The sequence below is a fragment of the Legionella hackeliae genome, assembly GCF_000953655.1.
In the GTDB taxonomy this organism is placed as follows: Bacteria; Pseudomonadota; Gammaproteobacteria; order Legionellales; family Legionellaceae; genus Tatlockia; species Tatlockia hackeliae.
Genome location: NZ_LN681225.1, coordinates 1,544,176 through 1,560,465, shown reverse-complemented (window position 1 = coordinate 1,560,465; position 16,290 = coordinate 1,544,176). Strand labels below are relative to the sequence as shown.

Here is a 16,290-nt window from a genome sequence, read left to right as displayed (position 1 = left end):
CTGTTGACGATTTACCCCAAAGCGCCTAAGTGCCGTGGTTTATCCACGGCATCCATGGATCCGCAACGAGTCGCGGGAAGAGAACTTTAAGAGGAAATGTCAATACAACCTAGAAAAATGAACAGTCATGCTCTATATCATTAAAAACCGGAATTAAAATCTTTGTTAAAGGTCTGATAAAAAACCTATGGAAACACCAGAAACTTTTACACGTTTTCTCACTGACGTTGATAGAAACTATCGAGAGCAAATAGAACAGATTCCTCTATTTGATAAAACACAAACCATCCATTGGACCAAAAAGCAGAAAACGTATTTTGCTGCCGTTTTCTATCATCTTCGCGGTCATTTTATTAACTTCATGTGGTATGTGGCTAATTTTTCAAATGATCCTTATACAAAAAAAATAATTCTTGAAAATATTCAGGAAGAACTTGGGATAAAAAATCATTTCTCCCATGAAAAACTCTATGAAATTTTTGCAAAAGAATGCGACCTTGATATTCAGGATGAAATTGTAAATGAAACTCATTATTTACCTTTTGCAAAAGAGTTTAACAAAGGGCATTTACGATGGCTTGCTGCTCACAACACCAATGAGCGCCTCGCAGCTTTCGCGGCCTACGAAAGATTGGATAATATCGATTATGCTTATTTAACAGAGCTTGCCAAATCTCTAAAGCTGTCTAAAGTCGGCAGAGCATTTTTCAATGTGCATATGCATGTCGAGCATTTTGAACCTGTAGTAGGAAAATTAATTCCTGTTTGGTTGGAATCCGAAGAAACCATTAAGGAGGCATTTAATTTTATTTACACTCATCAGCTACAAATGTGGACAGAACTATCCGCAATACTACTTTAGCATCTAGTCTACTTTTGGAAATTTGAGAATAAAATGTGCCTCTCCAGGTTGTCCTTCGCACACAATGTCTCCTCCTGAGGCCAACATCAGCGATTTACAATACGCTAATCCTACACCAGTCCCACCTTTTCGTGTTGAATAAAAGGTATCAAAAATTTTTTCCGGATTTGCTATCCCTTTAGCGGTATCTTTAAAATGCAGATAATTAAAATCATCCTTTTCGGCACCCGTTACAAGCCAAATGGTTATTTCCCCTTGTTTCATTTCCTCAATAAAATCCACACTATTTTTTAATAAATTCCATAAGAGATTTTTAAACGCTACTTCTCCCATCCAAATCGAAAAATTGGTTTCTAAATTGACATGGATTAAATTTCTTTGCCCTTTCTTTAAAGGATATTCTTCAATAGCCTTAGTTAGCAGCGGTTTAATTGGCATGATTGTAAAATGGCGCGTATCCAATTTATCGCATTGAATATTACTTAATTGCATGCTGATTAATTGATTACTCAATTCAATGCCGCGTGTGATTTTATTGAGACTTTCTTTTAAATCCTTTCTTACCTCATGATTTTTAAGTCGAGCAATGAGCATTTCTTGTAGTTCAGCCTGGAGATGAATACTGGCCAGGGGTGTGCGCAAGTCATGCGCTATACTGCCAGCAAGCAAGCGCATTCCTGAAATTTTTCCCTCGTAAAGCAACTCCCTGTCTCGAGCAAACAAGGCACCAATAATAATTGCTGCAGTAAATGTGATAATTAAGCTATAAAGTGACACGTTTCCTGGAATATATTGGGCAACATTTCCCGCAATATAGAAGTAGCCAATCAATGCGAACCCCACTCCCAAAAATAAAAGAGCGAGTGCACCTATCACACTGGTTACCAAGAGAAGAAAGAAAATAGCTGAGACACAATTCATTAGCCAAAGCGTAGAACCATGGTTGAGCAAGGTAAGGTAAGAAAAAAAGAAAGGAAGACAAAATAATAAAGTGACATACCACAACACTGGTAGCACTTTTAGCCAGGAGGATCGCCAAAACTGATTGGTAGCTAACAGCGCACATAGTGCCGTTGCAATCATTCGTAATATAAATTCTTCAGTTAATTGAAATACCTCAAATTTCCACAAAACACCAAATAGTGGAAAATTAATCATCATAACAATTGCAAATAATGTAATTTGATGACTTGCTTCTTCAGTTTGCCTAGCCAAATATAGATAAATAAAAAGAAGCGTTTTTTTAAATGCCCTCATAGCGGCCTGAATTTATCCTTTAAAAAATACATCTTACATCAGGCTTGGGATTAGCTCTATTGTTTTAGAGTATTCTATACAGATTGTCCACTATACCATTTATGCGTTTCTGATCTAGATAGTGCTTCCACGCCGTGTGCTTCAATGAAAGCTACAATTGCCCATCTCGCGAAAGGTTTGCCCACGAAGGTTTCATCCAATTGAATGACATCATGCCAGCCAGGGAAAAGGTCATCAGTCTTCATGATCTGTTTATAGTTGCTCGAAAGCATAAAAATAGCATGGCCTTCTTTATGTTCAACAAGCTTCAAATTTTCAGGACAACTACCAATTCTTAAACCCGGAGAGCTTTCTGCAATTGCAAGAGTAAAGGAACCTGCATCAAAATGAGGTTTCGCAAGATATTTTCCAGACTCCTGCCAATCGTATTTTAAAAATCTCAACAATAAATGAACATGTTCTGTACCAAAAACTTTTTTGACAACACCAGGAAACCTCTTATCTAATGACTGTAAAATGTCATACACCGTTTTGTAAGCCAAATCCCATATCGGTTTTGCTTTGGATACAAAATCAAAGACTATCGGATTCGTTTTTAGAAAAGCCTCATATTTTTCAAACAAAGCCGGATGGAAATGAAAAAAATCCTTTGAATCATTATAGACATGATCCCCTGCATCACGATGTTTATATCCCACATCCCCTCGTCGATGAAGTGGCGCTATCGTAAAATCAATGTGATTTTTGATTGAATCAGGTTCCTCTAAAAACCTGAAAAAAGCATGAATTGCCTCTTCAAAAATCGCTAAATTCATGGAAAATGGAACTTGCGCGTAGTATTGTTTTTGCAGTGCCTGAAACACTAACTCATCTGGGAACATGGAAGGCTCAATTTAAGATAAATGGCATACCTTTGCTAATGATAGCAAAGAAAAGAATGATGCACAGCAGCATTCTTTATGACCATTTATCAAATTCCAACTTCTTATTTGATTAACTCAAATAGCTACTGTTAACAATCCATGCGCGCTACACCTAGGCTCACAGTTTTCAAATCAAGAGAATTTAACAGTTGAATTTCAGTCTTCAAACTTCCAGCTAATTCTTTACCAATAAATTCCTGATGCTGTAAATAAATTTCATGAGCTTTTTCAATAAGTATTTTATCGCTACTACTGGAATTTTTTTCAACTAAACCTTTTAAAAGATTAAAAATGATCTTTTTCTTGGTTTCGACCGCAAACTGCTCCTTGCTATTTAAAAAATTCTCAGCAAGAGGTATAGCTTGAGAAATGCTATTTAAATTGCGATGAAGGAGAATGATGTTGGCTGCCAAACTTGCTTCTGCATCAACGTTTCTAATTTTAGAGAAACGTTGAACTAATAATCCATCCTCGTAGGTAGCCAAGCTAAGCTCGGGCTTTGCTTGAGAATAATATAGTCTCGCAAACTCTCTTAAGTCCTCTACAGACCCTAAAACAGAAGTGACTATATCTAGTGCGTCTGCGGCCTCTGAAGAACACTGCTCGCGAAATTCTTTCTTTTCAACATAAAAAGCAGCCACTTTGCGAATGAAACATTTGTCAATATCCTTATTCTTTGAAATGATTGCCTCACTAATCGCTTTTAAACAATTAAATAGTATCTTCTTCTTAATTTCCGAGGATAAAGTTGGCGATGTCTCAAAAACCTCTATTGCCGCTGAAAATGCTTCTTTCGGCTGAGACAGCTTACGATGCACTAACACAATATTCGATTGCAATAATGCTTCAATGTCATGATCTCGGGGGGCTTGCTGTTGAGTTAACGTTAATGCCGTCTTAAAGGATTCTAATGCTTCTGAAAATTTTTGTTCTGCAAACTGTTTCTTACCGAGCTCTTGAAATCTGGCGCTTTTATTAATAAATCGTTGGATCAATATCAACTCCTCTTTAACTTCAGGAATCTGAGCACTAATAAATACTTTATTTTGATCGCACAATTGATTCAATTGATGCATTTTTACTAATTCGGGAACTGGTTTAGAATCACCATCCTGAATATTTGCAGCTACTTGAGTGATCACATTATAAAGAATTTTTTTCCGAATAGTCTCTGGGACTTTATCAGGAACTTGAAGAGCTTTAGTCGCTGTCATAATCAACTCAGGCAATTGATTAAGCTTTCGATAGGTCAGAATTATATTTGAATAAAGTGTAAATATTTCTTCTTCATTGACTTTGCTCGCCTGATTTTGATAAAGCTCTAAACTTTGTTCATAAGACTGTAGTGCCAAATCAAATTTGCCTGTCTTATATAACTGATTTCCAACATCTTTAAAGAGGAATGCTAATTGCTCCAGTTTTTCTTTAGCATCATTCACTTCATGCTCAAAAAGTTCATGCGATAATTCAGTGATTGCCTTAATTAATCCCTCTTTAGCCTGAGTCAGCTCAGAAAGTAATTCAACAGGATTAAAATGGCTAACAGGTATTTGGCTCACTCCTTTGAATAAAACAGTTTTTGTCTCAAAAGTTTTGATAGCATCGTAATAAGCAATACGGGCTTGAATTTCTATTAGACGTTCTTGAAAGAGGGGTTTCGGTTCTGCTTTATTTGCTTCTTCATAGTATTTTTTCGCATCGTACAACCATTTTTCAAAGAACTCTTTTCTCTCTTTATAATGCTTGATGATATTTGTTTGATGACGAACTAAAGCTTCTTTAACCTCTTGCTCATAGTCATACCCGTCAAAATAATGAATGACACCCCCGATAACAATTAGCCCTTTAACCATAGCATCAATTCGCTCAAAGGATTCTACAATACCGTGGGCCAGATAATAATTTGGCTCTATCTGTGCATCTCCTTGCGTAATTGTGCAAGGTAATCCCTTTTCCTGATAAGAAAATCGATTGATTTGTTTTGGATCGACAGTAAAGGTAGTTAGACGAGGTTTGGACTCATATTTTTTTGGAGCAGGCAATAGTTTATAGCTAATCGTTGAATCCCCAGTCGTAGATTCAAGTACTGCCTGAAACCAGGCCTCTTTCTGGCTATCTGGAAGATTGTCTGGTGCCTCAACGTAAAAACATACTTTGTCTTTACCAAAGGTCATGTTGTAACAACGAGGAAATGCCATTTCGCGCCATCCGAATTGACGCAATCGCTCCATAGCATTTGCATACTCTAAGGGTGATTTGCCGTGTAATCCATATTCATTGGTTCTAGGACCGTTATCGGCAGCTCTAACATCTTTGGCACTCATTTTCACATAAGCTAACATGTGATTTTTGACCAAAACATCTTTTGAAACTGGTGATATTTCGAAGGGTTTTTCAGTCTTTCTCTCTTCCGCTCGTTTATTTAACGCATGCACCAAAACTCTTCTTGGACCTGTACAATCCAACACAAAATCACAAATTTCAACATGTAGCAGTCCATCAACGCTAACAACAATTCCCTTCTCCTTGTCAGAGTACTGAACAAAACTTCCCTTTATTATGGGAATCCCCATCCAATTCACTTCTTTATAAAGGGCACGCTCGATATCTTTTATGTGGGCGGTTTCGGTGCTTGAACGTAATCTTTTACCAATACCCTTTTCAGCCCTATAAAAAACTGACTGATTGATATGGCCAGGTCTAACATACTTACCTTCTCTTGGACCTATAATTTTAACATCCTTTACACCTGCTTTCTTCAATTGAATGGCAGCATAAAGACCGCTTGGACCATCACCTACAATTATCACACCCATATTAGCTCAATTGATTAAATGTTTAATGCCTGCCATTTTAATAAAACGAGCTTAAGAAAATATTAATACAATTGGATTAATATTTATCTTTTATGGTAAATATTTACTGAATTGAATTTTTATCACCTCCGCTGTCTTGATAAAGCACATTAATCAACCCAATCTGTTTTTATAGAGTTGCAAGGACTCTTCTAATACAATACCCTCTTGATTTGTATTTTTGCTTTCGTTAAGATCTCAGATGTTGCTTAAAAAAAGAACATTTAATGGAAAGCACATTTGGGCATGAGTTAACTTCAACTCAAAGCAATAACGAGGATGTTTCTATGTCTCTAAATGAGATTGCGGTAAGTATACCCGAAGCAGAAAATCAGGTTTCAATATGGCGTAAACAAGATACTGTATGGATGCTTAGTCTCTATGGAACGGCAATTGGTGCCGGAACACTTTTTTTACCCATCAACGCAGGATTAAATGGAATTTGGCCTTTAATTATTATGGTTTTACTTGCGTTTCCTATGACTTATTTCTCTCATCAAGCGTTATGCCGCTTCGTGCTTTCCGGCTCATCCGCTAAAGATGATATAACGGCGGTTGTTGACGAACATTTTGGTCATCTTGCAGGTAAAATATTAACGTTCCTTTATTTCTTCGCTATTTATCCTATTTTATTAATGTATAGCGTTGCAATTACAAACACGACCGAGAGTTTTATTGTCAACCAGATTGGAATGCAGGCCCCTCCACGCCCATTGTTAGCCATCATCCTTATTCTTGCTCTAATGGCGATTGTACGCTTTGGTCAACAAATTATTGTGAAATCAATGAGCTTGCTGGTCTACCCTTTTGTTAGCATATTACTCATGCTTTCTCTTTATTTAATTCCTCATTGGAACGATGCTATTTTCCAACAAAGTAACGCAATTAATGGCGGTGGTGCTCATGGTTTACTCATCACCCTTTGGCTTGTTATTCCAGTAATGGTCTTTTCTTTCAACCACTCTCCCATTATCTCGTCGTTTGCAGTCGCTCAAAAGCAACAATATGGGAAGGATGCCGATGAGAAATGCTCCTGGATTTTGAAATATAGCCACATTCTCATGGTAACCACAGTAATGTTTTTCGTTTTCAGCTGCGTTCTAAGCCTCTCTCCTAAGGATTTAGCGCTGGCTAAACAACAAAACATCTCTATCCTGTCTTATCTGGCAAACCATTTCCAAACGCCTTTAATGGCTTATATTGCGCCTTTAATTGCCTTCATCGCGATTTCAAAATCTTTCCTGGGCCATTACCTGGGCGCCAGTGAAGGTTTGCAGGGGCTAATTACCAAGGGATTTGCTAATCGTGGTAAAAATTTAGAGCTTAAGAAAGTCCAGCGTTTCATTGAAGGGTTTATGATCATAACTTGCTGGATTGTGGCCACCTTAAATCCAAGTATTTTAGGAATGATTGAAACCTTAGGCGGTCCCGTTATTGCGATTATTTTATTTCTCATGCCAATGTATGCCATTGCTAAAATTCCTGCCATGCAGAAATTTAAAAATTCTATAATCACTATTTTTATTAGTTTTATGGGATTAGTCGCTATCTCTGCGATTCTCTACGGCTTATTTAACTCCTAATCTCCAAGACTTGCGGCTGCTTAACAGCCGCAATCGCTCCTTATCCATGCTAAAATTATAGTTATAACCTTATGCAATTTTTCCATCTCAACAGAAACAACATCTACTTTGACAATGGAAAGGCTGCAAAGAAAAATTGGGAGTAGAATTTCAACATTACTTGAGTGGATTCAAACCGAAGCACGAAGAAGTTTTAGCGGCATCCATGGTGAAATAATTAATATTTAATTTCTTCGAATAATAAAAAATTTTCAGTACAGTCCGCTCAATATAATTTAGGTTAAGAGGAATGTATTTATGGAAAAATTTATTAATCGGCATGAAGCGGGGCGAATTTTAGCAGATCAGCTGCGATCGTATGCAAAGCAACCTGATGTGATTGTGTTGGCTTTGCCACGAGGTGGTGTTCCTGTGGGTTACGAAATAGCGAAAGCCCTATCGGTACCTCTCGATGTTTTTATAGTCAGAAAATTAGGTGTGCCAGGACATGAAGAACTTGCTATGGGGGCAATTGCTTCAGGTGATACGACTATTTTCAATGAGGATATAGTCGAAGCACTCCATGTTAGTAAAGAAGCCATCGATGAAGTTATTCATTCTGAAGAAGAGGAGTTAAAGCGACGTGAGATTCTCTATCGTCATGATGAACCCTTTCCTAAACTACAGGATAAAATTGTAATTTTGGTAGATGACGGTGTTGCAACCGGTGCCACTATGCGTGCAGCAATAAAAGCTATACGCCAGAACAATCCAGCTCGTCTTGTAATGGCTATTCCAGTTGCAGCCTTTTCAACCTATCAAGAAATGTCAAAGTTGGTTGATGAAATTGTATGTCCTCTACAGCCTCTGCACTTTTATGCAGTGGGTCTATGGTATGAAGATTTTGCGCAAACTACCGATGATGAAGTATCAGAGTTACTGGCAAACAAGCCTGACAACCCGCTGAAGAATATCTCGCCTGTTTTATAAATTGCGCCTGGGGAGGTAATATGAATTATTCCCTGAATGCAGCACACAACATCACAATAACAAAGGATGATGTTTCTTTAAGCGGATTCCTATTGATTCCCCAAGATGCCTTAGGTTTGGTTTTATTTGCCCACGGTAGTGGCAGCAGCCGTTTCAGCATTCGAAATCACTTTGTAGCAAAAATTTTAAATAAAGCAAAACTTGCTACCCTTTTATTTGATTTGCTCATGCCTGAAGAAGAAGCCCTTGATCTTCGGACACGTGAGTTTCGCTTTAATATTTCGTTATTAGCGCAACGATTACTAGAAGCTACCGATTGGTGTCAGCGAGAAAAACTTAACTTGCCGCTGGGATATTTTGGAGCTAGTACCGGCGCAGCAGCTGCATTGATTGCTTCAACATTAAAGACTGAGTCTATTAAAGCTGTCGTTTCGCGAGGCGGTCGACCTGATTTAGCAAAAGAATTTTTATCGCGGGTTACCGCACCTACACTGCTAATAGTAGGAGGTAATGACGAGGTCGTTATTACTATGAACGAAGATGCATTCTCACAAATGGAATGTGTTAAGCAATTAGAAATAGTTTCAGGAGCTACCCATTTATTTGAGGAATCAGGGACCCTTAATCAAGCTGCTCAGCTCGCAAAAAACTGGTTTGTTCGTTATTTATCAGCTGAGCAATAAGGAGACGGTATGTTAAATCAAAACCACCAGACATTGATTAATACCTTAAATGATAAGATAGAGCCCTTAGATTTATTGGATGAGAATTATAATAATCTCTTGAATAAAATTGGCGATGCACGCTTTGTGTTGTTAGGCGAAGCAACGCATGGCACAGAAGAATTTTATCAAGCAAGAATAGAGATTAGTCGTCGTTTAATTGAAGACAAAGGATTTATGGCCGTCACTATTGAGGGAGATTGGCCTGATGCTTACACTGTCCATCGTTACGTCCAGAATACCAGTAATCAACTTTCCGATGTTGAACGGTCTCTTCATGATTTTAAACGCTTTCCTACATGGATGTGGCGAAACACGACAATCCCTCCATTTGTCCAATGGCTCCAAGAATATAATAGTCACTTACCTCCAGGTGAAAGGATAGGATTTTATGGTCTTGATTTATATAGTCTTAATGCCTCAATGCAAGCAGTTATCGCCTATTTAATGCAAATTGATCCTGAAGCCGCACAACGGGCTCGAAAGCGATATGCATGCTTTGATCATACAAACATTGACTCACAAACGTATGGTTATTTAACCAATATTGGCTTAAAAAAATCTTGTATCAATGAGGCGGTTGCAGTGTTAGTGGAGTTACAGCATCACGCATTTAAATATATCCGCGAAGATGGTATCAGAACCGAGGATGAATATTTTTTTGCAACTCAAAATGCCCGAGTCATTAAAGATGCTGAAATTTATTACCGAGCCATGTTCGAAGGAAGAGCCTCATCCTGGAATATTCGCGATAGGCATATGGCTGAAACATTAACTATCCTTGCGGATCATCTTGAAAATCGTTTTAACAAACCTGCCAAAATAATTGTTTGGGCGCATAACTCGCATGTAGGTGATGCTCGTGCTACAGAAATGAGTGAGCAAGGTGAAATAAATATCGGCCAATTAATGCGTGAGCAACACGATAGAGACAGTTACTTGTTAGGTTTTTCAACTTATGAAGGCTTTGTAACCGCTGCTGACGAATGGGGAGCCTCGCCCTTTCGCCATAAAATTGTTCCAGGTTTTGAAAGTAGTTATGAAGAATTACTTCATCAATTAAAGTATAAAAATTTTCTTCTGGATTTAACGCAACAGGATCTTGAGCATTTTTTAAAAATCCCCCGTTTACAACGAGCAATCGGAGTTATTTACCGCCCTGAAGCAGAACGTTTCAGTCATTATTTTTTCACCCACCTTACCTATCAATTTGATTCAATTATTCATTTTGATAAAACGAATGCTGTTACCCCGCTTGATATAACACCGGAGTGGGACAATTATTGATTTCTTCAATCCATTGTTTTTTTATACTATGCTGAAAGGAGTCTTAAAAAGAAGAGAGCAATAATGAACTTGAGTTATGTCATGTGCGCTTCACAGGAAGGATTTCACAAGGTAGCCTACTCTGAATGGGGCTCACCTAAAACCGACGGCTCTACAATCATTTGTGTACACGGCCTTACACGCAATCGCTGCGATTTCGATCCTTTGGCGCACTTTTTAAGTTCTCAAGGTCATCATGTTTTTTGTCCTGATATTGTAGGCCGCGGTGACAGTAGCTGGTTTAGAAATTCAAAACACTATAACTATCAGCAGTATATCGTTGATATGACAACATTTATCGCGCGAACTGGCGCCCACACGGTAGATTGGATTGGTACCTCCATGGGCGGGTTAATCGGTATGGCACTTGCTGCTTTGCCTAATTCCCCAATTCGCTCATTAATCCTAAATGATATAGGACCACAAATTCCTGCACACGCCCTTTGGCGATTAGGCCAATATGTAGGAAAACATCCAGAATTTGCTAGCGAAGAAGAAGCTAAGCAGTATTTTAAAACAATCTATGGGAGTTTTGGCAAACTAAGCGAGGAACAATGGAATTATTTAACCACTCACAGCATCAAAGAACGTGCTCCTGGGCTTTTTGTTGCTAAACTAGATCCACATATTAAAGAATCAAAATCAAGTGGGCAGTTGTTAAAAGAGTTTTTCGTTAACCCTCATAGAGCGTTAGAGGGTATCTTTTTTGATATTGACTTGTGGTATCTATGGGAGAAAGTGACCTGCCCTGTGTTGGTCATTCGTGGTAAAGACTCCGATATGCTGCTGCCTGAGCATATTAAAAGAATGCAAAGAGGTCATTCTAATGTAAGTCTGATTGAAATAGATAATGCAGGCCATGCCCCTATCCTATTTGAACTACCTGAACATGAAAAAATTGCTCACTGGCTAAATAGCAATGATATTAAAGGTACACACAGCTCAGCATGGCACACAAAGTAATTTCACGGTGTAGAAATAAAATTTTTGACCTTTTGCGAGTTTACTCTAATATCTTAGAGATATCGTAATTTGGGTAAATAATAATGAGTACAAAGCAGCACAATATCGTCATCGTTGGTGGAGGCGCTGGTGGACTCGAATTAGTGACTAAATTAGGTCACACTCTGGGCAAAAAAGGGAAGGCGATTATTACCTTGGTAGATGAGCAAGCTGTTCACATATGGAAACCTTTATTACATGAAGTTGCTGCAGGCTCTATGGACTCAAATATTGATCAAATCAATTATTATGCCCATGCTTCAGACAATTATTACCACTATCAACCTGGAAGGATGGAAGGCCTAAACAGGAACAAAAAACAAATCCTATTGGCTCCATTATTCGATGAACAAGGCCAGGAACTCATTCCAAGTCGAACATTAGCCTATGATACTTTAGTGCTCTCTGTTGGCAGCTTAAGTAACAATTTTAATACAACAGGTGCAAAGGAACATTGCTTGTCTTTAGATAATCTCGAGCAAGCCAACCTGTTTCAAAGAAAATATCTGAATAAATTACTCACTACACAGTATGGAACAGCATCGCACGTCCCTACTTTTAATATTGTTATCGTTGGAGGTGGAGCCACTGGAGTAGAGTTAGCGGCAGAACTTCATTACAGTTTACGGCAGGCAAGTCACTATGGTCTCGATCACTCAAACATTAAACTTGCTCAAATTACTCTTGTAGAGGCTTCTCCAAGAATTTTACCTCCTCTGCCTGAAATTCTGGCTGCAAACGTGACAGAGCGTTTAAAATCACTGAATATTGCTGTTCATACCAATGAGATGGTTTCTAGAGTCGACGAGCATGGTATTTATACAAAAAACGGAAATTTTTTCCCTGCTGATTTATGCGTTTGGGCAGCTGGAATTAAAGCTCCGGATTTTTTAGCGGGCCTGGATGGTTTAGAAACTGATGCAATTAATCGATTAGTTATTACTCCCACATTGCAAACCACCAAAGATGAGAATATTTTTGCTTTTGGCGATTGTGCTAACCTCATCGATCCCAGTCTTGGTACAACAGTACCTCCACGTGCCCAATCAGCCCATCAACAGGCCCATATTTTAGCAAAATCGCTAAAAAATAAACTAGATAACAAACCTCTCCTCCATTTTAAATATCATGATAAGGGCTCATTAGTAACATTAAGCTGCTATGATACTTTTGGCAGTCTGAGAAGTTTTCACAAAATGCAATATTACATTGGCGGTAAAGTTGCACAATATGTTTATCGCTCTCTGTATTTTATGCATTTGACAGCGCTATATGGATTCTGGGACGCATTAGCAATAAGAAGGGCAAAAAAATTGCTTATAAAAACGAGACCAAGATTAAAGTTACACTTTAGTAAATATTGAGTAAAAACAGTCCATTACTCAAATTTTATCAAGTTAAAAAGGAGAAACTATGAAAAAGGAACCGCTCATTAATCCAACCTGGGATCGAATCGCTTTTATATTTCAGGGAGGTGGTGCCTTAGGAGCGTTCCAGGTAGGAATATATGAAGCCATTCATAACGCCGGCTATAATTTGGACTGGGTAAGTGGAATCTCAATTGGCGCAATTAACGCTGCCATAATTGCAGGTAATAAACCTGAAAACCGCGTAGAAAAACTTAAAGAATTTTGGCAAATTATTACTACTCCCACTCATTTTTCATGGTGGGATGCTTACATTGACAGCATGGATATGAGACGCTTTTATAATCAGTTTCATGCACAGACCACACTTCTTTACGGACAGCCAGGATTCTTCCAACCTCGATTATTCAATCCACATTTTATTACCAATGCCACACCTGATGAAATTAGTTTTTATGACACCTCCCTGCTGAGAGAAACTCTTGATCACGTTATCGATTTTGATGTTCTTAATAATGGTAAAATTCGACTAACGCTTTCAGCTGTTCGACTAGATAATGGTCAACACGTTCTTTTCGACACAAAATATCAAAAGCTTTATCCAGAGCATATTATGGCCAGTGGTGCCCTCCCCCCCGGATTCCCAGCGGTCAAAATTGATGGCACCTATTATTGGGACGGAGGCATTGTCAACAATACTCCCATTGAAGTTATTCTAAATGATTTACCTCGTATTAGCACTTTATGTTTTATGGTGCAGCTCTTCGATCCGGAATCCAAAATACCAACAACATTGGATGAGATTTTGCTAAAGCAAAAAGATCTGACCTATGCAAGCCACTATAAACGAGTCATTAAATCCTTCTGTGAAGCCCATGATCTGCGCCATGCCATTGCGGAGCTCTATGATTTATTACCAGCGAATCTTAAAGAGAATCCTCAAATAAAAGAGATTCGTTCTGTGGGCTGTCACACAGTGATGAGCCTGGTCAGATTTCATCGACACGGTCTCAATACTGATTTATCCTCAAAAGATTATGCGTTTTCATCCTTATCAATTAATGAAAGTATTCGATTAGGCCATGAACAAGCGACTGAAGCGTTAAAAAAATCCTTATGGTTACAACCAATTCCCAAAAATGTGGGAGCAATTCTTTATGATATGTGCCCACATGACGAGACTGAAACAATTTTTGAGCATGGGAAAAAGAAAAAAAAGAAATCACCTCAATAAAACTATAAATAATAAAAGGAGTTTGTTATGTGTAAATCCAGATGCATTATTCATGGAGTGATTGCCGGTATTATTGCCGGGATAGTTTTTGCCATTTTCCTATTTATGGGGGGCATGTTTGAAACGCTGGGTGCAATGATCAACATGCCCACCAAACTAGGTGGATTAGTTGTTCACGCTGGTGTTAGTATTATTGCTGGTATTGCTTTTGCAATAATATTAGGATGGCTGATTCATTCTTGGACAGCGGCGATTATTTGGGGATTGCTATTTGGTTTTGGCATGTGGTTAGCCGGTCCAATGACACTCTTACCCTATTTTGTAGCAAATACCCCTTTATTTTCAAAATGGACACTTGTGGATGTAAAAGCAAATATACCTCCTTTAGTCGGTCATTTAATTTATGGCTTCGTATTAGGTGTGGTTTTCTATGCATTAAAAAGAAAAGCATAGAACAAAGCAGTTTAAAAGACTTCGTTGGCTGGTAAAATGAGAACTTCAGGTTGAAATCAAAGTAACCAGCTGATTTTTAAGGATTTTAATTTTTCCTACATTGGGATAGCTTATCAAAATGACGTCCACTCCTAAACGTATTTATTATTTAATCCCATCCCTAGTACTTATTTTCGCCATTATTATCGAATGGTTGCTCATTCTTTCAATCAATCATTCTCATTTTAGTTATTCGCTTGATGATCCTTACATTCATTTGTCATTAGCAAAACACATCGGTATAGGTCAATACGGCTTTAATAATGGGGAATTTTCCAGTCCATCCTCGAGTATACTATGGCCTTTTTTATTAGCGCCATTCTCCTATTTCCCGTTATTTGAATTTGTTCCTCTCATTATTAATAGTTTGATTGCTTTGCTGATTTTGTTAGTTTTTATTACTGTTTGCTTGTTTGTAGACACTGAAAAAACCAAAGTATATTGGGAAAATGTCGTCCTATTTTGTTTGCTTATCCCCGCATTAAATTTAATTGGTCTTATCTTTTCAGGAATGGAGCATGCTCTACAGATGCTTCTTAGTGTTTTAATCATGGCCGGGTTAATTCAGGAAACCAACGATCATCGTTTTCCTTTATGGTTAGCTCTGGTTATCATAATTGGCCCATTGATACGTTATGAAACTTTAGCAATCTCCGTACCTGCGTTATTTTTTTTATTTATTCGAGGTCATCAACAAAAGGTTCTCTACACGACTTTGATTATGCTGGTTATGTTAGGTTTATTTTCATTATTTTTACTTCATATTGGCCAGCCGCCTTTAGCAGCCTCCGTACTTCTTAAAATGGACCATGGACAATATGCTACTTGGGCTGAGGCGATATTAGGACAACTTAGAATCAATTTAACCCAACGCCAATCGCTTATTTTTCTTATTTTAATTTTTTCTTTTTCAATTATTGCAATCTTTTCCAAATTACCTGTTGTCACCCGACAATTATTTGCGGTCGTTGCAGCAGGACTACTCTTGCATTTACTTTTGGGTAAATTTAATTGGTTCCATCGCTATGAAGTTTATCTTTATGCAGTTGCTTTACTACTGATTTTTTACTTGTATTTTAAGCATTATCATACCTTTAAAAATCCAACGGTGTGGTATGTATTTTTTGTACTCGGCCTCATTTTTTGTAGTTATCCTTATTTCACAGTATTGGCCAGCTTACCCAAGGCAACTAACAATGTTTATCAGCAACAATTTCAGATGCGACGATTTGCCATTGATTGGCTAAAATCCCCCATTGCCGTCAATGACATTGGTTGGGTCTCTTATGATAATTCAAACTATGTTTTAGATCTTTGGGGGTTGGGAAATTACAGTATTTATTCAAGTAGATGCCATGCCACTAATCCTTTATGGATGGATAAAGCTGTCAAGGAATCCCAGGTAAAATTAGTTATGCTATACAGGAGTTGGTTTTACTCTGTCCCTAAGAACTGGATACAGTTAGGTTGTTTATATTTCACAGGTCCCCGTGTATCTGTCGCTAATAAAGTCGTTTATTTTTATGCTACAGATTTAAAATATGTTCCCGAGCTTCAGCAAAAATTACATTCTTTTTCAAAAAGCTTACCTCAAAACGATGGGTTTAAATTTGACTGCAAATAGTACGACAAAGAAGCATTTATAAGTGATATGCCATACTTTATAAAGAGTAAATCCATTAGGAAGGCACTTAAATC

At 37.9% G+C, this 16,290-nt stretch carries 13 protein-coding genes; 10 read left to right on the top strand and 3 right to left on the bottom strand.

Translation table 11 applies throughout. The features are described 5' to 3' along the window. Positions 1-187 precede the first annotated feature (187 nt). Positions 188-862, top strand: coding sequence for an iron-containing redox enzyme family protein (locus tag LHA_RS06990; protein ID WP_045105904.1), 675 nt, complete (start codon positions 188-190; stop codon positions 860-862). Positions 863-865: 3 nt separating this feature from the next. On the opposite strand, the gene LHA_RS06985 is transcribed toward LHA_RS06990, so the two are convergent. The 3 genes from LHA_RS06985 to LHA_RS06975 form a co-directional block, all read right to left on the bottom strand. Beyond that, positions 866-2,077 (bottom strand): sensor histidine kinase, encoded by a 1,212-nt coding sequence (locus LHA_RS06985; RefSeq protein WP_231861992.1) that lies wholly within the window; start codon positions 2,075-2,077, stop codon positions 866-868. A gap of 116 nt (positions 2,078-2,193) precedes the next feature. Next, on the bottom strand, positions 2,194-3,000 hold the full coding sequence (locus LHA_RS06980; protein WP_045105902.1) for a hypothetical protein: 807 nt from the start codon (positions 2,998-3,000) through the stop codon (positions 2,194-2,196). Between the two features lie 131 nt (positions 3,001-3,131). Next, on the bottom strand, positions 3,132-5,858 hold the full coding sequence (locus LHA_RS06975) for a tetratricopeptide repeat protein (RefSeq protein ID WP_045105901.1): 2,727 nt from the start codon (positions 5,856-5,858) through the stop codon (positions 3,132-3,134). A 326-nt stretch (positions 5,859-6,184) separates the two neighbouring features. On the opposite strand from LHA_RS06975, the gene LHA_RS06970 reads away from it, so the two are divergent. The 9 genes from LHA_RS06970 (at position 6,185) to LHA_RS06930 (ending at position 16,216) form a co-directional block, all read left to right on the top strand. Beyond that, positions 6,185-7,480 carry a serine/threonine transporter gene (locus LHA_RS06970; RefSeq protein ID WP_045107451.1) on the top strand — a complete coding sequence of 432 codons (1,296 nt, stop codon included), beginning with the start codon at positions 6,185-6,187 and terminating at the stop codon, positions 7,478-7,480. A gap of 297 nt (positions 7,481-7,777) precedes the next feature. Next, complete coding sequence (locus LHA_RS06965; protein ID WP_045105900.1) at positions 7,778-8,449, top strand: phosphoribosyltransferase; 672 nt, start codon at positions 7,778-7,780, stop codon at positions 8,447-8,449. A 20-nt stretch (positions 8,450-8,469) separates the two neighbouring features. Further along, a complete protein-coding gene (locus LHA_RS06960) occupies positions 8,470-9,132 on the top strand; it encodes a dienelactone hydrolase family protein (protein ID WP_045105899.1) in 663 nt (220 codons plus the stop codon). Between the two features lie 9 nt (positions 9,133-9,141). Beyond that, complete coding sequence (locus LHA_RS06955) at positions 9,142-10,458, top strand: erythromycin esterase family protein (RefSeq protein WP_045105898.1); 1,317 nt, start codon at positions 9,142-9,144, stop codon at positions 10,456-10,458. A 63-nt stretch (positions 10,459-10,521) separates the two neighbouring features. Beyond that, complete coding sequence (locus LHA_RS06950) at positions 10,522-11,460, top strand: alpha/beta fold hydrolase (protein WP_045105897.1); 939 nt, start codon at positions 10,522-10,524, stop codon at positions 11,458-11,460. An 83-nt stretch (positions 11,461-11,543) separates the two neighbouring features. Further along, positions 11,544-12,863 carry an NAD(P)/FAD-dependent oxidoreductase gene (locus LHA_RS06945; RefSeq protein WP_045105896.1) on the top strand — a complete coding sequence of 440 codons (1,320 nt, stop codon included), beginning with the start codon at positions 11,544-11,546 and terminating at the stop codon, positions 12,861-12,863. A gap of 49 nt (positions 12,864-12,912) precedes the next feature. Next, complete coding sequence (locus LHA_RS06940) at positions 12,913-14,100, top strand: patatin-like phospholipase family protein (RefSeq protein ID WP_045105895.1); 1,188 nt, start codon at positions 12,913-12,915, stop codon at positions 14,098-14,100. Positions 14,101-14,127: 27 nt separating this feature from the next. Continuing rightward, on the top strand, positions 14,128-14,553 hold the full coding sequence (locus tag LHA_RS06935) for a hypothetical protein (protein ID WP_045105894.1): 426 nt from the start codon (positions 14,128-14,130) through the stop codon (positions 14,551-14,553). A gap of 118 nt (positions 14,554-14,671) precedes the next feature. Next, positions 14,672-16,216, top strand: a complete 1,545-nt coding sequence (locus LHA_RS06930; RefSeq protein WP_045105893.1) for a hypothetical protein — start codon at positions 14,672-14,674, stop codon at positions 16,214-16,216. The last annotated feature ends 74 nt before the right edge of the window (positions 16,217-16,290 follow it).

What these genes read in the sequence shown, in the direction of transcription:
- LHA_RS06990 (WP_045105904.1), top strand. Translation starts at nt 188, where the DNA reads ATGGAAACACCAGAAACTTTTACACGTTTTCTCACTGACGTTGATAGA.
- LHA_RS06980 (WP_045105902.1), bottom strand. Translation starts at nt 3,000, where the DNA reads ATGTTCCCAGATGAGTTAGTGTTTCAGGCACTGCAAAAACAATACTAC.
- LHA_RS06975 (WP_045105901.1), bottom strand. Translation starts at nt 5,858, where the DNA reads ATGGGTGTGATAATTGTAGGTGATGGTCCAAGCGGTCTTTATGCTGCC.
- LHA_RS06970 (WP_045107451.1), top strand. Translation starts at nt 6,185, where the DNA reads ATGTCTCTAAATGAGATTGCGGTAAGTATACCCGAAGCAGAAAATCAG.
- LHA_RS06965 (WP_045105900.1), top strand. Translation starts at nt 7,778, where the DNA reads ATGGAAAAATTTATTAATCGGCATGAAGCGGGGCGAATTTTAGCAGAT.
- LHA_RS06960 (WP_045105899.1), top strand. Translation starts at nt 8,470, where the DNA reads ATGAATTATTCCCTGAATGCAGCACACAACATCACAATAACAAAGGAT.
- LHA_RS06955 (WP_045105898.1), top strand. Translation starts at nt 9,142, where the DNA reads ATGTTAAATCAAAACCACCAGACATTGATTAATACCTTAAATGATAAG.
- LHA_RS06950 (WP_045105897.1), top strand. Translation starts at nt 10,522, where the DNA reads ATGAACTTGAGTTATGTCATGTGCGCTTCACAGGAAGGATTTCACAAG.
- LHA_RS06945 (WP_045105896.1), top strand. Translation starts at nt 11,544, where the DNA reads ATGAGTACAAAGCAGCACAATATCGTCATCGTTGGTGGAGGCGCTGGT.
- LHA_RS06940 (WP_045105895.1), top strand. Translation starts at nt 12,913, where the DNA reads ATGAAAAAGGAACCGCTCATTAATCCAACCTGGGATCGAATCGCTTTT.
- LHA_RS06935 (WP_045105894.1), top strand. Translation starts at nt 14,128, where the DNA reads ATGTGTAAATCCAGATGCATTATTCATGGAGTGATTGCCGGTATTATT.
- LHA_RS06930 (WP_045105893.1), top strand. Translation starts at nt 14,672, where the DNA reads ATGACGTCCACTCCTAAACGTATTTATTATTTAATCCCATCCCTAGTA.